Here is a 25,905-nt window from a genome sequence, read left to right as displayed (position 1 = left end):
TGTACTAATTACCCGTGAGGCTTAACCATACAACGCCAAACGCGTTTTATGTGACAGTTCAAGCAAGAAGTTAATATTGCTAAAGTAGATATTTACGCAAAGACTTAAAAAATATTATCAGATATTTTCCAAATTTTAGAGGTGACTCTTAGCGCGTAGCGTTAAGGTTGAGGCACCTTGCGCAAAGAAAATGGTAGCACTACGTGCTTGTCATTAATTCTTTGCACCATATTTGCTTGGTAACAATAGCGTTTTGGACCCACCTGACTCCATGCCGAACTCAGTAGTGAAACGAAACAGCGCCGATGATAGTGTAGCATTTGCTATGTGAAAGTAGGACATTGCCAGGCTCCAAATTTAGTCGAGAGACTTTAAATTGAATAAATTATAAAAATAAGAAAATTGAAACGAATTTTCTTGGTAACAATAGCGTTTTGGACCCACCTGACTCCATGCCGAACTCAGTAGTGAAACGAAACAGCGCCGATGATAGTGTAGCATTTGCTATGTGAAAGTAGGACATTGCCAGGCTCCAAATTTAGTCGAGAGACTTTAAATTGAATAAATTATAAAAATAAGAAAATTGAAACGAATTTTCTTGGTAACAATAGCGTTTTGGACCCACCTGACCCCATGCCGAACTCAGTAGTGAAACGAAACAGCGCCGATGATAGTGTAGCATTTGCTATGTGAAAGTAGGACATTGCCAGGATTTAAATTAAAGAAACCCGTTACAGCAATGTAACGGGTTTTTTGCTTTTTAGAATTTATAAAGTAAGCACAAGCTATTTAAAAAGTGAAAGCGTACTTAATGCTTGCATGCTAAAATTCTGCTTTATATAACCGTGTAATTGAGGTTTCTATTGCCTACTACTGATTATCAACAAGTATTGAATGACATAACCCAAGAGGTAGCTCCTTTATTATCACAAGGTAAAGTGGCCGATTATATTCCGGCGTTGGCAGAGGTTGATCCCGAGCAGTTTTCTATTGCTATTTACACCACCTCAGGCGAAACATTTTGCGCGGGTGATTGTACGCAACAATTCACTATTCAATCTGTATCAAAAGTAATGACATTAACGCTAGCATTACAACGTTATGGTGATGAACTATGGCATCGCGTGGGAAAAGAGCCATCAGGAACTGCATTTAATTCGCTTACTCAGTTGGAATTTGAAAAAGGCATACCTCGTAACCCATTTATTAATGCAGGTGCGATTGTAACCTGCGATGCTTTATATAGTCGCTTATCGGCTCCGATGCATACTATGCTTGAAACATTTCGGGCTTTATCGGGGAATAGGTGTATAGCAATAGATAAAAAAGTAGCAAACTCAGAATATGAGTTTAGGCATAGAAATGCGGCTATGGGGCATTTAATGAAGTCATTTGGTAACTTTGAAAACGAAGTAGATGACGTGCTTTGGGCTTACTTTAACTTTTGTGCAATTGAACTAAATTGTATTGAGCTGGCAAAAGCGTATAACTTTTTAGCTAATAATGGGATTGATAATACCTCAGGTAAACGGGTGTTACCGAGCCGTCAAACTAAGCAGCTTAACTCTTTACTCTTTACCAGTGGTTTATATGATGCAGCAGGTGATTTTGGTTATAGGGTAGGTATGCCGGGGAAATCTGGGGTGTCTGGTACGGTTTTAGCTGTATTGCCTAATAAATTTACGGTTGCGGTATGGTCACCAGGGTTAAACTCTTTTGGCAACTCGGTGGCGGGGATAGCAGCATTAGAGCTGCTATCTAAAAAACTCGATATTTCAATATTTTAAGGAGTTATAGCTCCTTAAAATATTATTTATCCCAGTAGACTAGTTCGAGGCAATCTTCGCGCTCTGGTAAACCACGAGATAAGCGAGGAGAGTGCTGCACTAATACTTCAAAGCTTGCTCTATTAGCGTATTTACTTATTTGTGACAATGACGAATAGGTAATTGCTTTTTGCTGGTGTTTTGCTGAGTTACTGACGTTTATTTTATGATAAACATTGGCAGATAAATCATGTAAAACAGCTGCTAATGCACAATCACCAGCACCATTGGTGTTTTTGATTGAATCAGGGCCACCCATAAATGGGGCTGTGTGGCTATAGGCTCTAATTGGATCATCGCAGTCAGCTTTGCGCATAGCACGTGAAAACTCATAACGATTAAAATCTGGGATTGCACCAGGTAATAATGTGTACTCAGTTTCGCGTTTTAATTGCTCGTCAACGTAACCTGCCATGAATAAGCCTTTTTCGCCAGCAGTACAAATTACCAAGTCGACCCAATCAAGCGCTTTATCAGCAGCTAGAAGGGGATCTTCAAAACCAGTAATTGCCAAGCCTTCCTCTTCGTTCATTGCAAGAATATCAACATGTTTTTCAACAAAGTTAGCCCACCAGCTTGGATCTTGTTCAATTAAGAATTTAGTTCCAAGTGTAAGTACCACTGGCACACCAGCATCATTAGCGTATTTAACCGCTTGTATAGTGGCTTCTGTCATGGTTTCTGCACCTTGAGTGCGCATTAAATAAGCACTGATCACCAACGCAGATGAATTTTCAATAAGGCTTTTATCGATTGATTCAGGGCGTAAGTGGTTCATTAACCCTGCACTGATAGCAAAGGTGCGCTCACCAGTTTCATCAATAAGTGTAAAGCAGCGACCAATTGGTCCATCTACTGGCTGTAAGTAATCTAAATCTACGCGGCTTGAGGTATTACATAAAAAGCGATAAGCATAACTGCCTATATTTATGTTTTCACTCATTACGCCCAATAGCACAGATCTGTCATCAGCAAGTACTGAATAGTTGTGCATAGTATTACCAACGGTTCCGCCAGCATACTCGTAGTCAACCATTTCATGTAACTTTAAACGCTCATATAAGGCGTTGGTGACGTCACTATCTATAACTTGTGACATGCCTCGTTGCAGCTTAAATTCATCAAGGAAAGCTTGATCGACCTTGGCTTCGATATCGACAACAATCTGATCGATTCCGGTAATATAGCTACGGTGTAATCTTTCTGTGGCGTTAAGTTGATTAGTTAGTGGATCTTTGGCTTCCACTGGAAAATAATGTTTATGCCTGCGACGTCCAGGAAATTTCATTTGCTACCCGTATTGTGAGCTAAATAAAAAAAGCGTGAGATTATAGCGCGAATCCCCCCTTAGGAGCCACGATAAACCGTTTTAATTTTGCAATAAATGCCGTAATTACGCACTTTAATTAGCTAACTTGATATAATCCATGCATAAAAAATAATTAAAGTAGCTTCAATGAACGAACGATTTGATGACAACTATTGGATGCAACAAGCGTTAACGTACGCAAAGCAAGCAGAACAACTAGATGAGATCCCTGTTGGTGCCATTCTTGTTAAAGACAATCAGCTTGTTGCTGCAGGGTATAACCGTTCTATTACTGATAATGACCCATCAGCTCATGCTGAAATGATAGCTGTACGTAAAGGCGGTAAAGCACTTAATAATTATCGTTTAATTGATTGCACGCTTTATGTGACCTTAGAGCCATGCTCTATGTGCGCGGGGTTATTAGTGCACAGTAGAATTAAGCGTTTAGTGTTTGGTGCTGCCGATGCTAAAACAGGATCTGCTGGCTCGATTATGAATTTGTTGCAAGAGCCTAAGCTAAATCATCAGGTGGAGGTATTAGGTGGTGTACTAGAGGGGCAGTGCGCTACTATTATATCTGACTTTTTTAAGCGCAGAAGAGCGCAAATTAAGGCAGCCAAAAAGGCTGCTCGTAATAGCAATGAACTTTAACTTGCTGCCATTAAAGCATCTAGCTCTGCCATTTTTTGCATTGCAAACATGCGGCGGCGCCAAATTATTTTTTTATGTAAATTACGCAGCATAACGCGGCGTCGAGTTGCTGTTGAGTTAATTGTTTTTCGTTTGAATCTTTGCGTGCGTTTACGTTTTAGCATGTTTTCTCCTAATGCAATAATGAGAAATGCACAAATTATATCCAAATTACTCAGATGTTTATCATTAATTAATGTGAATATATAATTAACACACATTATTGAACATTTGATGACAAGTAAACAGTTTTTTAATTACCCAGGGCGTATTTATTAGAGTAATGAATTAGTTGTTATTATTATCGTTTGTCAGTTTACTATTTTGCTTCAACCTCATCCCCAATTTTAGGGGCAACTACAGGTGCTTCTGGTTTTTCTTCTATTGCGTTATTTTCATCAAGCCAAACTAGGGCATCGTAATAACGGCGAATATTATCAACATAGCTCACCGCAACATCACCACGAGAATAGCCATAACGCGTTTTTCGGTAGTAACGTTTTTTAATTAGTAATGGTAAGCGCTTTTTAACATCGGCCCACTTATCAGGGCTTGCGCCTTGTTGTTTAGTAATAATTCGTGCGTCGTTTACATGTCCCCAGCCTACATTATACGCAGCAAGTGCGAGCCAGGTTCTGTCTGGTTGTGGAATACGATCAGGGATACGTTTAATTAGTTTACTTAAGTATTTTGCGCCACCGCGAATATTTTGCTCTGGCTCTAACCTATTAGTAACCCCAACTTGCTTAGCAGTATTACGGGTTAGCATCATAATTCCTCGCACCCCAGTTGGTGATTTTGCTCGCGGGTTCCACATAGATTCCTGATAGCTTAATGCTGCGAGTAAACGCCAATCAAGTGTTCCTGCATATTGTTCAAACCATGGTTGGTATTTAGGCAGTGTTTCTTTTATTGCTTCAATATAGGCAAGTGTATTTACGTAGTTAAATTGACGAACGTGACCAAAGTATTTTTCTTCAAGTACATAAAGTTGATTATTTTGTTTTGCTTCACCAAAAAAAGGGACTAATAAAGCATAAAGCGAATCGTCATTTGATTTACGCAGCATCCACGCGATCGGGTCGTTATGCGTAATTGAAAAACCAATACTTAAATTAGGGTGATAACGACGAAATAACGATAACGTATGGGTGTCGGCTAAAGTGTAATCTATTTCGCCATCAATAACGGCTTGTAGTAACTCTTCTTCGTCAAATTCTTCGGTTTCGCTCCAGTTAAGTTCTGGATTGCTTTTTTTTACTTTTTGTAAAGTAAGTGAGTGACTACTTTTAGCTATAACCATGAGATTACCAGTTAAATCATCATAGTCGCGTGGTCGCTCTATACCTTGTTTATACACTAGTTTTTGACTAATGGTTCGGTAGGTAGGGCCAAAACGATATTGTTGTGCACGTGTTTTATTATAGGTAAGGCCTGAGGCAATTAAATCAAGATCACCGCTTTGCAGGCGTGCAAACATGTCTGATAAATTAAAAAATGGGACTATTTCAAGCTCTACACCTAAATAGTCTGCAAAGGCCTGAGAAAGCTCGTATTCAAAGCCTTGCTCACCTTGTACTGCCTGATAATAGTTACTGGCACTGGCTAATGTACCCACTCTAATTTTGTTTTGCGCTTTTATTTGGGCAAGTTGAGTCGACTGCTCTTGTATATCGCATGCACACAACAGCATAACTAAAGTAATAATTATGATTAGTTTTTCTTTCAACATTGTTTGCCTCTTTAACGCCCTAATCCCCGTTATAACAAAACTTAGCCATTACGTCACTTAGCGTTTAGTTTTATTCGTTTCGAGTGGCTGTAAATAAAGAAAAAAAGTTAATTTTATGAAAAGCGAAATTATGAGTTAAATCTAAGTGCTACTTAGACTATAATGTTGCCCTAAAATATCGTTCAATCCCTAACCCCGGATGAAATTATCTATGTTGATCCTTCGTGGTGCACCAGCACTTTCAGAGTTCAGAGTTAATAAAATTTTAGCGCGTTGCCAACAATCGCAACTTCCTGTCACCAACGTATATGCTGAATATGCGCACTTTGCCGACTTAACATCGCCATTGAGTAGCGCTGAGCAAACCAAGCTTGAAAAACTATTAACCTACGGTCCAACTATTGCTGAGCATACCCCAGCAGGTAAACTTGTATTAGTAACACCTCGCCCTGGCACTATTTCGCCTTGGGCTTCTAAAGCAACCGACATAGCCCATAACTGTGGCTTAAAGCAGGTTCATCGTGTTGAACGCGGTATTGCTTATTATGTTGAAGGTGAGCTAAACGCAGAGCAACTTTTACAAGTAACGGCGTTATTACATGACCGTATGACCGAAGCAACCCATAGCCAGTTTGAGGATGCTGCGAAACTATTTCGCAGTGATGCACCGCGTCAAATGTCATCTGTAGACATTTTAAGTGGTGGGCGAGAAGCGCTTGCAATTGCTAACGTTGAACAAGGTTTTGCCCTTGCAGATGACGAAATAGATTACCTAGTAGAAAACTTTATAAAGTTAGGCCGTAATCCTAACGATATCGAATTGTTTATGTTTGCCCAAGCAAACTCAGAGCATTGTCGTCATAAAATATTTAATGCAGACTGGACAATCGATGGTGAAGAGCAGCCAAAGTCGCTGTTCAAGATGATTAAAAATACTTTTGAGAAAAACCCTGAAAATGTATTGTCGGCATATAAAGACAATGCCGCGGTAATGAAAGGCTCAAAAGCGGGGCGCTTCTTCCCCAATGCGCAAGGTGAATATGCGTATCATCAAGAAGACATCGAAATACTAATGAAAGTTGAAACACATAATCACCCAACCGCCATAGCGCCATTTTCAGGTGCTGCTACAGGCTCAGGTGGTGAAATACGTGATGAAGGTGCTACTGGCCGTGGTTCTAAACCTAAAGCTGGTTTAGTTGGATTTACTGTTTCTAACTTACGTATTCCTGGTTACGAGCAACCGTGGGAAAGTGATTTTGGTAAGCCAGGGCGTATTGTCACCGCTTTGGATATTATGACTGAAGGGCCGCTTGGCGGCGCTGCATTTAATAATGAGTTTGGCCGTCCTAATTTGTTAGGTTACTTTCGTACCTATGAAGAGCAAGTGACAAGCCATAATGGCCTTGAGGTACGTGGTTACCACAAACCAATTATGCTTGCCGGTGGTTTAGGTAATATTCGCACAGACCATGTACAAAAAGGTGAAATTCCTGTTGGTGCTAAGCTCATTGCTTTAGGTGGCCCAGCAATGAACATAGGCTTAGGCGGCGGTGCAGCATCAAGCATGGCGTCTGGGCAATCAAATGAAGATTTAGATTTTGCTTCAGTACAACGCGAAAACCCAGAAATGGAACGTCGTTGCCAAGAAGTTATCGACAAATGTTGGCAGCTAGGTGATGAAAACCCAATTGCGTTTATTCACGATGTGGGCGCCGGTGGTTTATCAAACGCATTTCCTGAACTAGTAAATGACGGTGGCCGTGGTGGTAAGTTTCAACTACGCGATATTCCAAATGATGAGCCAGGTATGGCACCACACGAAATTTGGTGTAACGAATCGCAAGAGCGTTATGTACTTGCCGTAGGTGTTGAAAATTTTGACCGTTTTGAAGCTATTTGTAAGCGCGAACGAGCACAGTACGCGGTAATAGGCGAAGCGACTGCTGAGCCACACCTAACGGTTGCCGATAGCCACTTTGATAATAACCCTGTTGATTTACCACTAGACGTATTATTAGGTAAAGCACCTAAAATGCATCGCGATGTAACCTCAAAGCAGGTTGTAGGTAAAGCACTTGATGTTACAAATATTAATGTAGCAGATGCGGCGCAGCGTTTATTGCGCTTACCAACCATTGCAGAAAAAACCTTCCTTATTACAATTGGCGATCGCTCGGTAACAGGCTTAGTAGCGCGCGACCAAATGGTTGGCCCTTGGCAAGTGCCTGTGGCTAACTGTGCTGTAACTGCTGCTACATACGACACTTACCATGGTGAAGCTATGTCGTTGGGCGAGCGCACTCCTGCAGCGCTATTAAATTACGCTGCATCGGCGCGTTTAGCTGTGGCAGAGTCGTTAACAAATATTGCCTGTGCAAATATTGGTAGCCTTGAAAATATTAAGCTTTCGGCTAACTGGATGGCAGCAGCGGGTCACCCTGGTGAAGATGCTGGTTTATATGAAGCAGTAAAAGCCATAGGTGAAGAACTTTGCCCAGCGCTTGGTTTAACAATTCCAGTAGGTAAAGATTCTATGTCGATGAAAACGACATGGAAAGATGAAGGTGATTCACAAGAGAGATCAGTAACATCACCGCTATCGTTAATTATCACTGCCTTTGGCCGTGTTGACGATGTACGTAAAACAGTGACACCGCAGCTACGTACCGACAAAGGCGAAACATCACTTATTTTAGTTGACTTAGGTGCGGGAAAAAACCGCATGGGCGCATCAAGCTTAGCGCAGGTTTATAAGCAATTAGGTGATATAACGCCTGATGTTGATAGCCCAGAGTTATTAAAAGGCTTTTATAACGCCATGCAAGTATTGGTAGCTGATAGTAAGTTACTTGCTTATCATGACCGTTCAGACGGTGGTTTATTTACCACAGTTGCCGAAATGGCATTTGCTGGCCACACAGGTGTAACTGTTGATATTAATGGCTTAACAGGCAACGACATTGAAGCGCTTTACAACGAAGAGCTTGGCGCTGTTATTCAAGTGGCTAATAGTGATTTAGATGCAGTTAATGCGGTACTTAAAGATCATGGTTTAGCGACAATTAGCCATATTATAGGTACGCTTAATAGCGACGATGCGATTGTATTTAACCGCGGTAAAAATACCGTACTGAGTAACACACGTACAGAGCTGCGTACTATGTGGGCAGAAACAACGTACCAAATGCAGGCGCGTCGCGATAACCCTGAGTGTGCTAAGCAAGAATTTGATGCTAAATTTGATGTTAAAGATCCTGGCTTAAACGTTAAGTTAAACTTTGACTTAAACGAAGATATAGCAGCACCGTATATTGCAACAGGCGCTAAACCACCAATGGCTATTTTACGTGAGCAAGGAGTTAACTCTCATCTAGAAATGGCTGCCGCATTTAATCGTGCTGGTTTTGCTGCCATTGATGTACACATGAGCGATATTCTAGAAGGGCGTTTATCGCTTGAGCAGTTTAAAGGCTTAGTGGCGTGTGGTGGGTTCTCTTACGGTGACGTATTAGGTGCAGGCGAAGGTTGGGCTAAGTCGATATTGTTTAACGACATGGCGCGTGAACAGTTCCAAAGCTTTTTCCACCGTGAAGATACCTTTAGTTTAGGTGTGTGTAACGGTTGCCAAATGTTATCTACTTTAAAAGAGTTGATCCCAGGTACTGAGCATTGGCCACGTTTTGTAACTAATAAGTCAGAGCGTTTTGAAGCACGTTTTAGCTTAGTAGAAATACAAGAAAATCCATCGGTATTCTTTAATGGTATGGCTGGTTCGCGTATGCCAATTGCAGTATCGCACGGTGAAGGTCATGCTGAATTTGCAAACGATAACGCAGTTAAAGCAGCATTAGACTCGGGTACTGTAGCGGTTAAGTTTGTAGATAACTACGGTAATCCTACAACGCAATACCCAGCAAATCCAAATGGCTCGCCAGAAGGGATTACAGGTATTACCTCTACCGATGGGCGTGCAACTGTAATGATGCCGCATCCTGAGCGCGTATTCCGTGCTGTTGCTAACTCTTGGCACCCAGATGAGTGGATCGAGGATAGCCCGTGGATGCGTATGTTCCGCAACGCGCGTAAAAATGTAGGTTAATAACCTTACTGCTCAATTTAGGTTCATTTAAGTTGAGTATAATAAAAGGCTGCCTTGTGCAGCCTTTTTTGTTTATGATTACCTAGAACCTAGAACCTAGAACCTAGAACCTAGAACCTAGCACTAATATTAAGGATAATATGTTTAAGCGTGTGAGTTTAATTATTAGCAGTTTATTACTAAGCATAATTTTGCTTGGTTATATATTTCGTTTGCCATTAGTCCAGTGGGCTATAACACCGCAATTAGAAAAAGCGGGTATTACACTCAGTTGCTTAAATTTTTCGGTTACAGCTCAATTAAATGTTCATGCCGACAAAGTATGCTTAACTTATCAAAATCAACAATTAGAGCTAATCGATATTACTGTAAATACAAAGCAAGTGATTGTTGAGCATGCAGTATTAAGTATAAATCCACTTCCCAAAAGTAATCAAAGTAGCTCCGCGGCAAAAAAGCTTGCTCTCGCGCTGCCAGAAAAACGTCCATTAATTGCTATAAAACAGCTGGTAATAAAGAGTAATGACTTTAACAAGCCACTAAAAATAAATTTAGCAGAGCCGATTTTAAATCAATTTAATATAACAGGCGATATAAACGCTAAAGCAATTTTAGCTAATAATAAACTAACAGGGCAGTTTTCTGTTGATGACTCTCTGTTAAAGCAGCTTATAAATACCGAAAATACAGCCGTTGCAGGTATTAGCTTTAGTACTCAGCAAGTATTTAGCTTTGATGGTATTGAACTGCAGTTAAATGGCGATGTAAACGCACAGTTTGAATATGCTATGGAGCAGTGCCGGCTTGAAGCATTGGCTAATGGTAGGTTAATTATTGGTTTTAATTTAAATAGTAAATTAGTTGAGCTAGATTCGAGTTTGTTAAACAATAAATTAAATTTAACGCCTACGTGTAGCTCACTCGTTCCGCCGAGTGATTATGCTGATTTTATAGCTGACCAAACCCCTTTAAATTGGCAGATTAAACTTCCTAAAGTGATTAGTATTACTAATAACCACCTTACTTTGCCAATGCTAAATATAATGAGTGAAGGAGATAATCAATTTGAAATAACTCTAATGGAGTCAGAGCTTAATTTTACCAACCTTTGGGCGGATTTTAAAAGCATGTTAGCGGTTAGTATAAGTACGCCAGACATTAACAACATTGAGCTTAATGCAGAATTTAAAAATAACACACTTAAAGGTAATTATACTGTTGCGCTTAATTCACTTCCCGATTTTATTGCCAGTACTAGTAGTAATAAAATTAGCGCTAATAAAGTTAACGCCTCAGGGCAATTTAATTTAATAAATATAGTCGATGGAAAACCAAGTGGTAATGCTACAAGTAGATTAACAGCCGCAAAGGTTGATTTTGCACAACTGAGTGTAGAGCAATACGAAGGTCGCTTAACGGCACAGCTAGATGATGCTTTAAACGCACAAATAACACTAAAAACCCTATTTAAAACGTTAAAATATAACGAATTTAAATTAACAGATATAAGTAATACCATAACTGCTAAAGCAAATTTAACTCATGGTGAATTATTTGCAGACCTTAGCGCTAATACTGTAATAAATAAATTTAATAGCCCTGTTATAAAACTCAATAATATAAAAGTTGCATCTACAGGATTGCAAAGTCGCGCCCTTAAAGCATCGCATCACGTATTTGTAAACGATATTGAATTAGCAGTAAACCATCATATATCGGCAGTGGAACATCCATTTGAAATAGTAGTACCCACACAAAATATAGTGCTATTAAATACCTTTATTCATCAGTTTGAGCCGTTAGCGCAGCTTACACAGGGAACGTTTAATGGCCGAATCAGCGGGGATGTAAATTTACAACACGCCTCGTTTGCAATGGAGTTAAACAACGCAAGTGCGCTTTATAACGATTACCTTGCTAGCGATTTAAGTAGCCAATTTGTAGGAGAGTATAATTCAGGGCAGCTTAATGTAAAACCCACTACCTTTAATTTAAATGAGCTAAGGGCTGGTGTTGTTATTAAAAACATTAAAGGTAACTGGCAGGTTAAAAACAATAATGCGCGTATGTTTGATATTGCGGGAGAGTTATTTGATGGTGAGTTTAGCCTTGATAAATACTCGCTTAATGACTTGCAGCAAGTTGCTAATGTTAACTTTAAAAACATTGATGCCAGTAAACTTATTACACTTGATGAGCAGTCGGGGATTACGCTTTCAGGGCGCTTTGCTGGCACTTTGCCAGTGCACTTTAATAGCACGGGGATTGAGGTAGTAAATGGCAGTTTAAGTAATCAAGGAACGGGTAAGTTAATGATTACGAATAACGCCGCATTTGATTCAGTTATGCAGCAGCAAGAGTTACAGCCTGTATTGGGGTTACTTAAAAATCTTGATATACAAAAGCTTAATAGCAGTGTGGCACTTAAAAGTGATGGTTGGTTAAAGCTTGGCGTAAATTTGCAAGGTTATAATAAGCAAGCAGAGCAGCAAGTTAATTTTAATTATAATCATGAAGAAAATATATTTACTTTATTACGCGCATTACGCTTAAGTGATGAAATTACACAAAAAGTTGAGCAACAATACTCACAAAAAGGAAACTAATGATGAAACAGTCGTTAAGCATAAAAGTACTTATTGTATTTGCAGCAATAAGTGCCCTTGGTGCGTGTACGCACCGAGTAGAGGTAGCTGCTAAAGAGCCTATTACAATTAATTTAAATGTGAAGGTTGATCACGAAATTCGTGTAAAAGTAGATAAAGAACTCGATAATTTATTTAGTGACGACAGTGAGTTATTTTAAGGAGCTAGGATATGAAAATTAACAAAAAATTAAGCATAATTACATTAGTTAGTGCTGTATGTATGTCTTTTTCGGCATGGGCTATTAGTTTAGATGATGCTAAAAACCAAGGTTTAGTAGGCGAAGATAGCTCAGGCTATTTGGGCTTAGTGGTACAAAATGCAGAAGCTAAAGCGGTCGTTGATACCATTAATGCTAAGCGTAAAGCACAGTATTTAAAATTAGCGCAAAAAAATAATTTGTCACTGGCGCAAGTAGAAGCTTTAGCTGCAGCAAAAACAATCGAAAAAACCCAAAGAGGTCACTTTGTTGAAGTAAATGGTAATTGGGTTAAAAAATAACGAGTTATTTACTGTTATATACTATTTACTGCTATATATAACCGATCGTTTAGGCGCTCGGTTTTTTACACCCTTCGAGTAACTGTTGCCAAAAATCGATACCCTTGCGCCTTGCTAAATTTATATTATGCTCAGGTATAGATTCGGGTTCGTTATAACTCTCAAGTGCTGCACTCATACTTGCTTCGCGAATTAAATGCAAAGTAGGAAAAGGGGAGCGATTAGTATAGTTTGCCGCATCGCTTGCATCGCTATCGGCAAATACATAATCGGGATGAAAATTAGCAATTTGATACTTACCTTCAAAACCTTGGGCTACTAACAGCGCGTTGGCTAAGTCAACCAAGTCTAAAAAGTCTTCAAAGTCGCTAAAGCCGTTATCAAACATAATAAGTGTGGTTTCGCGTGCAGCCTCTCGGTCAAGCTCAATACATTGTTCAAGCATGTCCATTACTGCATCGTCTATGCTGCTTGCAGGGCTTACAAAATAATGAATACAGTTATTTTCTACTTCTTTGCGGGCAAAGGGACAAAAGTTATATTTTACAATAACATTTGAAACCCATTCGCGGGTTTGAGTAATGGCTATGTTGGTCACGGTTTTGGCTCTAAATATTGATTAATAATGTTAAGTGTTTTTTGTATAGCACCTTGGTTATTGGCCACGCACTGCGCTGCTTTTTTACCTAAAGTTTGACATGCTTTGCTGTTTTGACTTAGTGCTATAAGTTGTTGTGTTAGCTCATCAGCATTATCAACCACAATAGCGCCTTTGAGTTTTATAAGCTCAGGGTAAATATGATCAAAGTTATAGGTATGCGCACCACTGATAACGCCCACTGAAAATGCAGCTGATTCAAGAGGATTATGGCCACCGCGACGAATTAAACTGCCGCCAATAAAACTCACATTAGCAGCGCCATATAAGTATTGCAGCTCGCCAAGTGTATCTGATAACAAGACGTTTTCGTTATTATAATTATTATTACTGCGGCGACTAAAACTCAGTGTACTTTGCGTTAGTAAATCTGCAACCTTATCAAACTGCTCAGGATGGCGCGGCGCTATTATGAGTAATGCATTGGGTTGTTTTTCTAATAGTTTTTGGTGGGCGTTAAGTACCTGCTCATGCTCGATAGGGTGAGTGGAGCCTGCAACCCATATAAAGCGCTGCTCTAAATTATAAAGCTGCTTGAGTGCAGTTACCTTAGTTAGTTGCTCTTGGGTGGGTGTAATATCAAATTTTATTGAACCTGTAACTTTGCTTTTATGTGGCTCAAGACCAAGCTCTATAAAGCGTTTGGCGTCAGTTTTATTATGGCTGGCCAATACAGTGATAGAGCGCATAATAATATGCGTTAGCTTAGCTACTTTTTGATAACCCTGTTGCGATTTTTCAGACAAGCGAGCGTTTAAAACAAGTACCGGAATATTTCTGTTGCGACTACTTGCCATAAGATTGGGCCACAGTTCGGTCTCTAAAATACACAGGGCTTGTGGCTTTACTCGTTTTAAAAATCGGGCGGTTGCAAATGGAAAGTCCATAGGTAAATAGCAGCACGCTACCGTGTTTTTAAACTGCGTAATGATTTGCTCACGACCAGTAGGGGTGTTGCACGTTATAAGTATATTTAATTTAGGGTGCGCTTTTTGTACTGCTTTGATCAGGGGGGTAGCGGCGAGTACCTCACCTACAGATGCACAATGCACTAGCAGCGGCTTATTGTTATTGGCAAATAAAGACTTGTCCACAAAACCAAAGCGCTGTTTAAAGTGCGCTCTATAACCTGGGTTTTTTTTACCGCGTAATACATATAAATAAAATACGATTAGTGGGCTAATAATCATTAATGCGAGTGAATAAAAAATGCGTGCCATACTAAGCTTTTATAAGGGTAAGTCGTCTTAGTTTAACGTGAAAATGATCAATTCTAAACACAGAAAAGATAAAATATGGTTTGTGTTCAGCTGCTACCCGATAAAATAATAATAACGCTATTCAAGTTAGCTCAAAATACCTGTTTCAGTAATATGTATATTGAGGTGATTTGGGTATAGATTTATGGAATAATGAAATTAATTTTTCCTGCCATTTCAATTCCTAGAGGAATTTACCATGTCAATTATCGATTCAGTAGCAACGAGTTACCTTGAGAGTTTAAATCGTCATTTAGCATTATTTGAAACGATGGAGGCTTATCATCAAGAGTCTATGCAATTGTTAGAAGTGTGCCATAGTGCATTACAAGCAGGCGGTAAGGTTGTTTGGCTTGGTAACGGTGGTAGTGCGGCCGATGCACAGCATTTAGCGGCAGAATTTGTAGTGCGTTATAAATTAGAGCGTGGTCCACTTGCATCTATGGCACTTACAACCGATACGTCAATTTTAACTGCGCACAGTAACGACTATCATTTTGACACTGTGTTTGAACGCCAAGTACAAGCCTTATGTAAACCAGAAGATTTAGTTATAGGGTTAACCACATCAGGTACAAGCGCCAATATTAATCTAGCGTTAGCAGCAGCGAATAAAATAGGGGCCTTTACCGTAGCATTAACGGGGCGTGATGGCGGTGAAGTTAAAAATATTGCCAAATTACCTATTATTATTAAAAACGATGAAACAGCGCGAATTCAAGAAGCACACATGTTTATTGGCCATTGGTTATGTGAAGCTATTGATATGGTAGTTGCGGAGCAGCAGTAATGGATTTATCGCTATTAAAAAACTTATCAGCCGCACGTATTTTGGTGGTTGGCGATGTAATGCTTGACCGTTATTGGTATGGTGATTCAGGGCGTATTTCCCCAGAAGCTCCGGTGCCGGTAGTTAAAGTAAGCAAATTAGAAGACAAAGCCGGTGGCGCAGCAAACGTGGCTAAAAATATAGCCCGATTAGATGGTAAAGTAGGCCTACTTGGCTTAATAGGCGAAGATGAAGGTGGACAGATACTAGAAGGCATTTTAGAAGGTGAAAAAATAAATTCACAGTTAGTAAGTGTATGCGACTTACCGACAATTTCTAAAATGCGAGTGATTAGCCGTCATCAACAAGTTGTACGGCTAGATCTAGAAGAGACGTTTACAGAGCAACACAGCCAGCTGTTATTAAACCGTTTAGAGCTAGTACTTGATGAGTACGATTTTATAGTGTTTTCTGATTACAATAAAGGTTCATTGAGCCTGATTGAAAACATGATAAGCCTAGCTAAAAAAGCAGGGAAAACGGTACTCGTTGATCCTAAGTCGTCCGATTTACATTTATATAGAGGTGCAGACTACATTACACCAAATTTAAATGAGTTTAAATTAGCGGGTGGGCAAACAGACTCAGAAGAGGGCTTGGCAACAAGTGCGCGTAAGCTCATAAGTGACGCAGGCATAAAAGCAATGTTGCTAACGCGTTCAGAGCAAGGAATGTCGTTAATTAGTGCGACTGAAAAATATGATTTTGCCGCGCAAGAGCTTGAAGTCAGTGATGTAACCGGCGCAGGCGATACAGTTATAGCAACTCTAGCCGTGATGCTAGGGGCGGGAATGACACCTAAAAATGCGGTGGAAATTGCTAACTTAGCAGCGGGCATTGCGGTGAGTAAATTAGGTGCGGCCACAGTGTCGCCAGAAGAACTTAGTCGTAAGCTGGGTCAATATTTACATGCCACTGGTGAGCATTATCAAACTCCGTTTGACGATGTGCTGCAGCATATAGAGTTTGCAAAACAAAATGGCGAAACAATTGTATTTACCAATGGCTGCTTTGATATCTTGCACGCTGGGCACGTACGCTATTTAGCACAAGCAAAAGCGCGTGGCGATAGATTAGTGGTGGGGCTAAATAACGATGAGTCTATATCACGATTAAAAGGCGCTGATAGGCCAATTAATCCGTTGGATGAAAGAGCTATGGTATTAAGTGCGCTTTCTTCTGTTGATTGGGTTATTCCATTTGGCAGTGCAGATGAAAATGATACACCCGCTAAATTAATCGAGCAAATTAGCCCGGATATCTTAGTTAAAGGCGGCGACTACACGGTTGAACAAATAGCCGGTGCTGAGCATGTGCTACTTCACGGCGGAAAAGTTGAGGTGCTTGAGTTTTTAGATGGTTGCTCAACTTCAAAAGTGATTAGTAAGATTAAGCAGTAATTACGACGGTTATTAATGAATTAAAAAAGGGATGAAAACAGTGTTTTCATCCCTTTTTATTTGCACTTATTATCCTAGTTTAGGATAGCCAAAAATCCCGAATTTAAAAGTTATATTCATATTTAGCAAATGCAGATGTGTCGTTTTCTGCTGCATCGTTATTTGATGCAAAAGCGCCTAGCGTTAAGCGCCCACCCATAGCAAGTTGCCTGTAACGTATTTCAAGCTGTTTACTGTTATAAGCTGTTTTAGTAATGGTATTGCCTAAATCAGGGTTATTAGGGTAACGATCGCGGTTATCATTGTTGTAATCAACATCGCGTAATTTAACTTGCCAATCATCTCCATTTGAAAGCTGGCCTAGCACAGTTAGTACTAGTGATTGCGCGTCATTATCAAATGTTGAACCTATGGTACGGCCATGGTAGCGGTAACCAGATTTGTAATCTGAATGCTCGTAATAGCAGTTTTCACTGCTTGATTCAGCAGAGCATGTTACGCCCGTATCTATGTACTCTACATTTACTAATACGTTTTGATCATAAATACGATGAGTAGTTTGTACACCAAATAAATAGGCTCTGTCGACAGGTTTAAACTTTGAGCTGGCATCTTCACCAATGGTACTTGCATAAATTGCGTACGGTTGGCTAAATAAAGTGTCAGACCAGCGAATATCTATACCCGCAAGTTGATTACCAATCTTAGATTTTAATTCATCATCACAAGTAGTAGTGCCATCTATACAAGCTGCTTCACCTGTCACTATATCAATAAAGTCACTCGCTGAACTAGGTTGGCCATCGCCAGCCCATTGCGCTGACCAGCTCAGTGCAATTTCTAATTGCTGTAATGGCCTGAAATTAACGCGAGTACTCCACAGTAAAGCATCAGGAATTACACGAGTAGATTCTAACTGAGCCATTTGCGCGGTAAATCCCCATTGGCCTAACCAGCTTAGCCAAGGGGTTTCAAAGGCAGTGCTTTGCTCTCGAGTCACGCTCATTGCAGGCAATGGTTTAGCGTTGCCCGACATTATTAAACTATTATCAACCCCCGGGCCCCAAAACTGCTCTATGGCACCGGCTCTAAAAATCCAGTTACCTAAACGGTAAGCTATATAACTGCCATCAAAGGAGGTGTCATTACAGTCAGTAAGTGCTTGCTCATCTAGCACTATATCGTCTGCAGTTTTCCCAGTAACAAAACACTTTTTGCCATCATTGCGATAATTAACCGCTACTTTAGCGGCAAAACTGTCGCCTAAATAGGCGTAGGCAGCAGATGCTTCTGACTCTTGGGTATTAGTTGCGCCAAAACTGGTGGCAACAATAGTATCTGAACTTGCAAAAGCAGACAGTTGTACACTATGAGAGCCCGTATTTTCAGACTTGTAACGATGTTTTACCCGTAATAAAGCATCTTGCAAGTTTGGCGATAACTGGCCTAGGGGAGTGTTATCTACTTCACTTATAAAGCTCTTCCACATTAGAGGGTAAGTGGTTACCGGGGCTAAAATAACGCCAGCATCGGCTAAAAGTTGAATATCAGCTCTTAACCCATAATCATCTGGTTTTACCCATGGCTCTGCGTTAACCGGCGCGCTCATTGCGCAAAAAAGTGAAGACAATATAAAAATTTTGTTTCGCAAAGTTCAGATCCTTGTGATTTAAATTACCTTAAGTTTAGCAATCAAAGCACTTTATTGCAGTAACTAAATGGGCGCAGTAAGGCTAAAAATAAGATAAAAAGGGTCGCTATCTATCGCTAAAACTATGTGATTGATATACTGAGTGCCAAATCGGAAATTGAGATTGTAATGAGCAAAAAACGACTTTTATTTATTCCTGTATCATCACCAGAGGGTATTGGTGAATATATGCGTTCACTTTTGCTAGCGCAAACGCTAGAAAATGAATGCTCAGGGGATATAAATATCCACTTTATTTTAAATAAACATACGGCTTATGCTAAAAGTTGCCCTTTTGAAACCACACTTTTAGAGAGGTCGGCAACCAAAGAAACTAAAGCAGTTTGTCAATTTATTGAGCAATATAAGCCTGATGTGGTGGTGTTTGATTGTGCTGGTCGTGCTGAGCATATGAAAGCGGCAAAAAAAGTGGGCGCAAAAGTTGTTTTCATCTCGCAACATGAGAAAAAACGAGCCAAAGGATTAAAGCTTAATCGTATTGGTTTAATTGACGTGCACTGGGTAATACAGCCAGATTACTGCATCGAGCCACTTACATGGCTAGAAAAGCTTAAATTAAATACCTTTGCTTTAGCATCTCCGCATAATGTAGGTCCCTATACTGCGTTTGCCTCTGAGCAACAAAAGCAGCAAGCATTAAACGACTATGATTTAACAAAAAATGAATATTTTATAGTGAATGCAGGCTCAGGCGGACACACTTTAAACGGTCAAAATTGTGCTGATATTTATTTTCAAGCTGCACTGGCCATCACTCAACGTACCTCGCTAAAGGGAGTTGTTGTTTTTGGGCCCAATTACACCAAGCCGTTACCGCAAACTGATGAATTAATTTGCATACCAAGTCAGCAGGGTAGTGAGTTTTTGGCATTGTTAAGTCAAGCTAAAGTAGCACTATTGAGTGCGGGCGATACATTATTACAAGCTATTGCGGTACAAACTCCCACAGTTGCTTGCGCTATATCAAAAGATCAAAGTAACCGTATTGCACGCTGCGTTACTACTGGTGTGGTAACAAAAGCCGAACTCGATATTTTAGACATAACCAATAAAGTAAATGAGATTATCACTGAACCTAATTATCAAAATATACTCAGTAACTACGCGTTATTTGCAAACGTGCATAGTTTTGATGTAATTAACCAAGGTGTAAAAGCATTATTATTTGGAAGTAAATAATGAATATAGTGATAGTAATTGATTCACTGGTTGGCGGTGGTGCTGAAAAAGTAATGCTTACTTTGGCTGAGCAAATAGCGACACTTAAACACAATGTGACTATTTTATCACTCGCTAATAGCGTTGAATACCATATCCCAAGTAACTTACAAGTTGAGAGCTTATTTACGGATAGAGCGTCGAAGGTTGACCGTTTTTGGCTACGCAAAGCAAGTGTCGCTAAACTAGAGTCGTGGTTTGAAAAAAAGAGAAGTGAAGTCGGGTACATTGACTTAGTACTGTCAAATTTAGATCGTAGTAATAACCTGCTTGCGCGTAGTAATGTAGAAAATGTCCATTTTGTTATGCATAACTCAGTAAATGCTGAGCTAACAAGGCAAAAAAAATTAGGGCCTCTTTCTTATTTATACCTTAAAAAAAGTAAACAAAACTTAAATGGTAAATCACTCATTTGTGTATCCAAAGGGGTTGAAAATGAAATTACCCAAGGTAACTTAATTACTCCAAGTGCGATCACTACAATTTATAACCCATTCGATTTAAAAAAAATCAATCAACAAGCCAGTGAGCTAAACACTAACATTCCTAATGTGCCTTACCTTATTCATGTTGGGCGATTAGCCAAGCAAAAACGTCACGATATTTTATTCGCAGCGTTTGCTAAGTTAGATAAAAAGTACAAACTAGTACTGTTATGTAACAAACCGACAAAGGTATTAAAACTTGCACAGCAATATGGAATTGCAGAGCAACTGATTGTGCCAGGGTTTGAGCAAAATCCGTATAATTGGATAAAACATGCCAAAGCGCTAGTATTAAGCTCAGATTTTGAAGGCTTGCCAACGGTATTAATAGAAGCACTTGCAGTCGGTACACCAGTGGTGAGCACTAACTGTACTTTTGGCCCCAGCGAAATACTAACAGGTGCGCTAAGTAAGTATTTAGTGCCAATACAGCAAAGTGAGCAGTTAGCACGTGTAATTGAACAAGTGCTGGCAGATAAGCCAAACGTTACAAATGCAGCTATTTTACAACAAGTAAACGCAGAGCAAGTGGCTGCCAAGTACTTAGCTTTAGCTAACTAGCAGCTAAAGTAAATTAGCGCTTAAGCTTTGTGTAACAAACATACAAGGCTTGCCAGTCGCTGGCTTGCCAGTTAAATACAGGGTTGCGGCCTTGTTCTTTTAAAAACGAGCGCTTTAGGCGTTCCATATTACTTTGTTGCCATTGTAAGGCAGGCGGTTTAATTTCGCCGCGATCAAAGTCAATAATATATACTTGGCCAGTGTCATTAAATAAAATATTATTAATGTTTAAATCTGCGTGGTATACGCCCTTACTGTGAAAGAGCGCAATGGTTGTGGCGATACTTGCTAATTCAGATTCAGTTAAAGCACGCTCAACGAGTATATCCAGTACACTTTTGGCACCTGTTACCGCCTCGGTAATAATATCACCGCGGTAAATTAACCCGCTTCGAGTCACTTTTGCAGCAATGGGAGTTGGTACATTTAAGCCAAGCTCAATTAACTGCGCCATTAAAGCAAACTCTTTATATACTCGCGTTTGCTCAAAGCCTAAATACAAGTATTGGTCACTGAGTAATTTACCGACCAAGCCACCGCGCCAATAATGTCTTAGCACAGCGGTTAGTTCATTATTTTTAAAAAACCACGCCATTGCGCGGCCTTTTTTAGCACCCACTATTTTATTTTGTTGCTGCCAGTAGTCGGCATTAAACCAGTTTAAATTAACCTGATTTTCATAACTAGGGTGGCTCAGCAGAGTATGCTTACCTTGGACGTGTTGTTTGAACATAGCTCACAGGTATTACTTAAATATGCGCCTATGTTAGCGCGTTTTAAAGCCGAGGATAAGTACTTGCAATAGCGCGATTATAATTTAAGATCGGGTTTTACTATTTAATGCCCAAGGAAACGCGTGACTTCAGTGCCTAACTACTCCTCTATTTGTATTTTACGACTCTCTGCTATTGGCGATGTATGCCATGCTGTGAGTGCAGTACAAGCGATTCAAAAAGCGCATCCTAATGCAAAAATCACTTGGGTTATTGGCAAAGTAGAAGCTATGTTATTGGCTAACTTACCCGGTGTTGAGCTGGTGGTGTTTGATAAAAAACAAGGCCGCGTAGCACTGAAAAATTTAAAGCAAACTTTTAAAGGGCAAAACTTTGATGTACTGCTTAATATGCAGGTGGCATTAAGGGCCGGATTTGTTGCACGTTGTATTCCTGCAAAAGTTAAAATAGGCTTTGATTGGGCGCGCTCAAAAGAGCTGCATAGCCTATTTATAAATAAACGCATTGCAGCGCAGCCACATGCGCACGTGTTAGAAGGGTTTAAAGGCTTTGCTAAAGCCATTGGCGTGAATGATTATCAGCCAAGTTGGGAAATGCCTTATACACAGCAAGATCAAAACACTGCCGATGAATTACTCACTGCAGAATACTTATCTAATAAGCTGTTTGTTATCTCTCCAGCAGCAAGTAAAGCACAGCGTAATTGGCTTCCCGAACGTTATGCCGCGCTTGCTGATTATGCCCATCAGCAGGGATTTAAAGTGGCCTTGACCGGCGGCCCTACCGAGCTGGAAATAAACCTTGCCAATAATATTATTAAACACAGCCAACACAGCATTTTAAACCTAGTTGGTAAAACTAAGCTTAAAGAATTGTTGTGCGTGTTAAAACGCGCCAGTGTAGTACTAGCCCCAGATACTGGCCCTGCCCATATGGCAGTAACGGTAGGCACTCCTGTTATTGGGCTATATGCCCATTCAAACCCAGCGCGTACAGGGCCGTATTTATACCAAAACTATGTGGTTGAGGTATATCATCAAAACTTGCTTAAACAAACGGGTAAAACAGCGCAGCAGCTGCCTTGGGGCACACGTATTAAAGGTGACGATTTAATGAGCCAAATTACCATTGATGCGGTAAAAGCTATGTTTGATCATGTTGTGCAAAAAGAGTCGTTATAATGAATCAATCACAAAAAAATAAAGCGCTATTTTTAGATAGAGATGGCGTAGTAAACGTTGATCATGGCTATGTGTATCAAAGTGAGCGGTTTGAATTTATCGAAGGAGTATTTAGCACGTGCAAGGCATTTTATGATGCCGGTTATAAAATTATTATTGTAACTAATCAGTCAGGTATTGGCCGTGGTTATTACACCGAGGCTGACTTTATAGCACTGACCAGCTGGATGAAAGCACAGTTTAGCGCACATCAGATATTGATAAGCGACGTTTATTTTTGCCCTCATCATCCTAAAAATGCATTGCCTGAGTATTTAAAACAGTGCGCTTGCAGAAAACCAGCCCCTGGTATGCTACTACAAGGTATTAGTGAGCATAATATCGATCCGCAGCAAAGTATTATGGTAGGCGATAAAAAAAGTGATATGCAAGCTGCAGAACAAGCTGGCATTGCCACGCGCGTATTGGTGCACTCTGGCCAGCAGTTTGATGACAGCGCCAAACAAACTGCAGATTTTATTTTCAATTCAATTAATGATTTACCAGCACTTTTATAAATTTAAATACGCCCCCCAATTCAGGCACTGTAAACTGGCAGGAATTGCTGCCAAATTTATAATTTGCGATGAACTGCAAACAGTGCATTTTATTCGTTAAACTTTTACAATACCCCACATAATAAACAGTAGCTTTGTTTTGCTGTTTAACCTGTTAAATCAAATGGAGACTAAAGATGAGAGCATCTGCTTTTTTTAGCCAGCTACAACAGCAAATTGAAGACGTAAAAACTGAAGGTTTGTATAAAAGCGAGCGTATTATTTTATCGCAGCAGCAAGCTCAAATTGAAGTTGCATCAGGCAAAGTAATTAACTTTTGTGCTAATAATTACCTAGGCTTAGCAAATAGCCCTGAGCTAATAAAAGCAGCGCAAGATGGCTTAGACGCACATGGTTTTGGTGTGGCCTCAGTACGCTTTATTTGTGGTACGCAAGATATTCACAAAACGTTAGAGAAAAAAATCAGTGAGTTTTTAGAAACTGAAGATACTATTTTATACTCATCGTGCTTTGATGCTAATACAGGTCTGTTTGAGACTATTTTAGGCGCAGAAGACGCGATTATTTCGGATTCACTTAATCATGCTTCAATTATCGATGGCGTACGTTTATGTAAAGCTAAGCGTTTTCGTTATGCTAATAACGATATGGCTGACCTTGAAAAGCAGCTTATTGCCGCGACCGAAGCAGGTGCTAAAACTAAGCTAATTGCTACAGATGGCGTGTTCTCTATGGATGGCGTTATTTGTGATTTAGCCACTGTGTGTGATTTAGCTGATAAATACGATGCATTAGTAATGGTTGACGACTCGCATGCTGTGGGCTTTGTTGGCGAAAATGGTAAAGGCACGCCAGAGTATTGTAACGTGCTTGATCGCGTAGATATTATTACCGGTACCTTAGGTAAAGCATTGGGCGGTGCATCAGGTGGTTATACATCAGGTAAAAAAGAAATTGTTGAGTGGTTGCGTCAACGTTCGCGTCCTTACTTATTTTCAAATTCATTAGCTCCGGCAATTGTGACTGCATCGATTAAAGTGCTTGAAATGCTAGAAAGTGGTGGCGAGCTTCGCGCTAAGCTTTGGTCAAACGCTAAATACTTCCGCGAGCAAATGGAAGCCGCTGGTTTTACCTGTGGTGGTAAAGATCATGCCATTATTCCAGTTATGCTAGGCGATGCTAAAGTTGCATCATTAATGGCTGATAAGTTATTAGTTGAAGGTATTTATGTAACCGGTTTTTCATTCCCTGTTGTACCTAAAGGTCAGGCACGTATTCGTACCCAAATCTCAGCTGCACATAGCATTGAACAACTTGATACCGCCATTGCTGCCTTTACCCGTATTGGTAAAGAAATGGGCGTTATTTAATTTTATTGTAAACCGCGCTATAGCCGCGGTTTTTTAGTTGAGTGTGAATTATGAAAGCATTATCTAAATTAAAAGCAGAACCGGGTATTTGGATGACAGATGCGCCAAAACCAGAAGTTGGCCATAACGACCTGCTAATTAAAATTCGTAAAACTGCAATTTGTGGCACCGACGTTCATATTTATAAGTGGGACGAGTGGGCGCAAAAAACTATTCCTACACCTATGGTTGTTGGCCATGAGTATGTTGGCGAAGTGGTTGATATGGGCCAAGAAGTACGTGGCTTTAAGGTTGGCGACCGAGTATCTGGCGAAGGCCATATTACGTGTGGCCATTGTCGTAACTGTCGTGCAGGGCGCGTACATTTATGTCGTAACACCACAGGTGTAGGCGTAAATCGCGAAGGTGCATTTGCTGAATACTTAGTTATACCAGCGTTTAATGCGTTTAAAATTCCTGATAATATTTCAGACGAATTAGCATCAATTTTTGACCCTTTTGGTAATGCCGTACATACCGCGCTGTCGTTTGATTTAGTCGGCGAAGATGTATTAATTACTGGTGCAGGCCCCATTGGTATTATGGCGGCAGCAGTGGCAAAGCACGTAGGTGCACGTCACGTAGTTATTAGCGATGTAAACGAATACCGCTTAGAGCTAGCACGCAAAATGGGTGCAACACGCGCTGTTAACGTAGCCAACGAAAAGCTTGAAGATGTAATAAAAGAGCTAGGTATGACTGAAGGCTTCGATATTGGCCTTGAAATGTCGGGTGTACCAAGTGCTTTTAATTCTATGCTAAATAATATGAACCATGGCGGTAAAGTTGCCATGCTAGGTATTCCACCATCAGATATGGCGGTAGACTGGAACCAAGTTATTTTTAAAGGCTTAGTGATCAAAGGTATTTATGGCCGTGAAATGTTCGAAACCTGGTATAAAATGGCAAGTCTTATTCAATCAGGTTTAGACTTAAACCCAATTATCACTCATCAATATTCAATAGACGACTTTCAAGCTGGTTTTGATATGATGATTTCAGGACAATCAGGCAAAGTGATACTAAACTGGGATTAATTTAGTTTAATACGGTTTTATAAATGGTATTAAAAGGGCGGCTTGAGTCGCCTTTTT

21 protein-coding genes and 3 rRNA genes are annotated in these 25,905 nt (G+C 40.1%); 17 read left to right on the top strand and 7 right to left on the bottom strand.

Annotated features, from left to right (window positions below; genetic code table 11):
• Window positions 1-235 precede the first annotated feature (235 nt).
• The 4 genes from rrf (HC000_RS10335) to glsB all read left to right on the top strand — a co-directional run bounded on the left by rrf (HC000_RS10335) (window position 236) and on the right by glsB (window position 1,787).
• A 5S ribosomal RNA gene (gene rrf, locus HC000_RS10335) occupies window positions 236-350 on the top strand.
• A gap of 66 nt (window positions 351-416) precedes the next feature.
• Window positions 417-531: ribosomal RNA gene (gene rrf / locus HC000_RS10330) — 5S ribosomal RNA — on the top strand.
• A 66-nt stretch (window positions 532-597) separates the two neighbouring features.
• Window positions 598-712, top strand: a 5S ribosomal RNA gene (gene rrf / locus HC000_RS10325).
• Window positions 713-863: 151 nt separating this feature from the next.
• Complete coding sequence (glsB, locus tag HC000_RS10320) at window positions 864-1,787, top strand: glutaminase B (protein ID WP_011328992.1); 924 nt, start codon at window positions 864-866, stop codon at window positions 1,785-1,787.
• A gap of 22 nt (window positions 1,788-1,809) precedes the next feature.
• Here the strand turns inward: glsB and HC000_RS10315 are convergent, their stop codons facing one another.
• Window positions 1,810-3,114, bottom strand: coding sequence for an inosine/guanosine kinase (locus HC000_RS10315; protein ID WP_179807596.1), 1,305 nt, complete (start codon window positions 3,112-3,114; stop codon window positions 1,810-1,812).
• Window positions 3,115-3,282: 168 nt separating this feature from the next.
• Between HC000_RS10315 and tadA the strand changes: the two genes are divergently transcribed.
• Window positions 3,283-3,789 (top strand): tRNA adenosine(34) deaminase TadA, encoded by a 507-nt coding sequence (gene tadA, locus HC000_RS10310; protein ID WP_179807595.1) that lies wholly within the window; start codon window positions 3,283-3,285, stop codon window positions 3,787-3,789.
• On the opposite strand, the gene HC000_RS10305 is transcribed toward tadA, so the two are convergent.
• Together HC000_RS10305 and mltF are read right to left on the bottom strand one after the other, a co-directional pair.
• Window positions 3,786-3,953: a hypothetical protein gene (locus HC000_RS10305; protein ID WP_167376939.1), complete on the bottom strand. Its 168-nt coding sequence runs from the start codon at window positions 3,951-3,953 to the stop codon at window positions 3,786-3,788. The two genes, tadA and HC000_RS10305, sit on opposite strands and share 4 nt — an antisense overlap.
• Window positions 3,954-4,147: 194 nt before the next feature.
• Window positions 4,148-5,560, bottom strand: a complete 1,413-nt coding sequence (gene mltF, locus HC000_RS10300) for a membrane-bound lytic murein transglycosylase MltF (protein WP_011328988.1) — start codon at window positions 5,558-5,560, stop codon at window positions 4,148-4,150.
• 211 nt (window positions 5,561-5,771) lie between these two features.
• On the opposite strand from mltF, the gene purL reads away from it, so the two are divergent.
• From purL to HC000_RS10280, 4 genes are all read left to right on the top strand, one after another.
• A complete protein-coding gene (gene purL, locus HC000_RS10295; RefSeq protein ID WP_179807594.1) occupies window positions 5,772-9,662 on the top strand; it encodes a phosphoribosylformylglycinamidine synthase in 3,891 nt (1,296 codons plus the stop codon).
• Window positions 9,663-9,802: 140 nt separating this feature from the next.
• A complete protein-coding gene (locus HC000_RS10290) occupies window positions 9,803-12,268 on the top strand; it encodes a YdbH domain-containing protein (RefSeq protein ID WP_179807593.1) in 2,466 nt (821 codons plus the stop codon).
• A gap of 2 nt (window positions 12,269-12,270) precedes the next feature.
• The gene (locus HC000_RS10285; protein ID WP_011328985.1) at window positions 12,271-12,468 is read left to right on the top strand and encodes a YnbE family lipoprotein; all 198 of its coding nucleotides are present in this window, start codon (window positions 12,271-12,273) and stop codon (window positions 12,466-12,468) included.
• An 11-nt stretch (window positions 12,469-12,479) separates the two neighbouring features.
• Entirely contained in the window at window positions 12,480-12,809 is a 330-nt protein-coding gene (locus HC000_RS10280) for a YdbL family protein (RefSeq protein WP_179807592.1), read from the top strand.
• A 49-nt stretch (window positions 12,810-12,858) separates the two neighbouring features.
• Here HC000_RS10280 and HC000_RS10275 read toward each other — a convergent pair whose 3' ends face one another.
• Together HC000_RS10275 and waaA are read right to left on the bottom strand one after the other, a co-directional pair.
• A complete protein-coding gene (locus HC000_RS10275; protein ID WP_179807591.1) occupies window positions 12,859-13,407 on the bottom strand; it encodes a DUF1415 domain-containing protein in 549 nt (182 codons plus the stop codon).
• Window positions 13,404-14,687, bottom strand: coding sequence for a lipid IV(A) 3-deoxy-D-manno-octulosonic acid transferase (gene waaA / locus HC000_RS10270; protein ID WP_179807590.1), 1,284 nt, complete (start codon window positions 14,685-14,687; stop codon window positions 13,404-13,406). The genes HC000_RS10275 and waaA overlap by 4 nt, the downstream gene beginning before the upstream one ends.
• 238 nt (window positions 14,688-14,925) lie before the next feature.
• Between waaA and HC000_RS10265 the strand changes: the two genes are divergently transcribed.
• Complete coding sequence (locus HC000_RS10265; protein ID WP_011328981.1) at window positions 14,926-15,516, top strand: SIS domain-containing protein; 591 nt, start codon at window positions 14,926-14,928, stop codon at window positions 15,514-15,516.
• The gene (gene hldE / locus HC000_RS10260; RefSeq protein ID WP_179807589.1) at window positions 15,516-16,955 is read left to right on the top strand and encodes a bifunctional D-glycero-beta-D-manno-heptose-7-phosphate kinase/D-glycero-beta-D-manno-heptose 1-phosphate adenylyltransferase HldE; all 1,440 of its coding nucleotides are present in this window, start codon (window positions 15,516-15,518) and stop codon (window positions 16,953-16,955) included. Before HC000_RS10265 ends, hldE begins: the two co-directional genes overlap by 1 nt.
• A gap of 103 nt (window positions 16,956-17,058) precedes the next feature.
• Here hldE and HC000_RS10255 read toward each other — a convergent pair whose 3' ends face one another.
• Window positions 17,059-18,564 (bottom strand): capsule assembly Wzi family protein, encoded by a 1,506-nt coding sequence (locus HC000_RS10255; RefSeq protein WP_089368980.1) that lies wholly within the window; start codon window positions 18,562-18,564, stop codon window positions 17,059-17,061.
• A 210-nt stretch (window positions 18,565-18,774) separates the two neighbouring features.
• On the opposite strand from HC000_RS10255, the gene HC000_RS10250 reads away from it, so the two are divergent.
• Both HC000_RS10250 and HC000_RS10245 read left to right on the top strand, forming a co-directional pair.
• On the top strand, window positions 18,775-19,845 hold the full coding sequence (locus HC000_RS10250; RefSeq protein WP_011328978.1) for a hypothetical protein: 1,071 nt from the start codon (window positions 18,775-18,777) through the stop codon (window positions 19,843-19,845).
• The gene (locus tag HC000_RS10245; protein ID WP_179807588.1) at window positions 19,845-20,930 is read left to right on the top strand and encodes a glycosyltransferase; all 1,086 of its coding nucleotides are present in this window, start codon (window positions 19,845-19,847) and stop codon (window positions 20,928-20,930) included. Before HC000_RS10250 ends, HC000_RS10245 begins: the two co-directional genes overlap by 1 nt.
• 13 nt (window positions 20,931-20,943) lie before the next feature.
• On the opposite strand, the gene HC000_RS10240 is transcribed toward HC000_RS10245, so the two are convergent.
• Window positions 20,944-21,663, bottom strand: a complete 720-nt coding sequence (locus HC000_RS10240; RefSeq protein ID WP_179807587.1) for a 3-deoxy-D-manno-octulosonic acid kinase — start codon at window positions 21,661-21,663, stop codon at window positions 20,944-20,946.
• Between the two features lie 123 nt (window positions 21,664-21,786).
• Here HC000_RS10240 and HC000_RS10235 point away from each other — a divergent pair, with 123 nt between their 5' ends.
• The 4 genes from HC000_RS10235 (at window position 21,787) to tdh (ending at window position 25,848) form a co-directional block, all read left to right on the top strand.
• Entirely contained in the window at window positions 21,787-22,845 is a 1,059-nt protein-coding gene (locus tag HC000_RS10235) for a glycosyltransferase family 9 protein (RefSeq protein ID WP_011328975.1), read from the top strand.
• Complete coding sequence (gene gmhB, locus HC000_RS10230) at window positions 22,845-23,402, top strand: D-glycero-beta-D-manno-heptose 1,7-bisphosphate 7-phosphatase (RefSeq protein ID WP_011328974.1); 558 nt, start codon at window positions 22,845-22,847, stop codon at window positions 23,400-23,402. The genes HC000_RS10235 and gmhB overlap by 1 nt, the downstream gene beginning before the upstream one ends.
• 176 nt (window positions 23,403-23,578) lie before the next feature.
• Window positions 23,579-24,772 (top strand): glycine C-acetyltransferase, encoded by a 1,194-nt coding sequence (locus HC000_RS10225; protein ID WP_011328973.1) that lies wholly within the window; start codon window positions 23,579-23,581, stop codon window positions 24,770-24,772.
• 50 nt (window positions 24,773-24,822) lie between these two features.
• A complete protein-coding gene (gene tdh / locus HC000_RS10220) occupies window positions 24,823-25,848 on the top strand; it encodes an L-threonine 3-dehydrogenase (RefSeq protein WP_011328972.1) in 1,026 nt (341 codons plus the stop codon).
• Window positions 25,849-25,905: the final 57 nt, after the last annotated feature.

It is taken from the genome of Pseudoalteromonas sp. MIP2626 (assembly GCF_013414205.1).
Lineage (GTDB): Bacteria > Pseudomonadota > Gammaproteobacteria > Enterobacterales > Alteromonadaceae > Pseudoalteromonas > Pseudoalteromonas nigrifaciens.
This window is presented reverse-complemented; position numbering and strand designations above follow the sequence as displayed.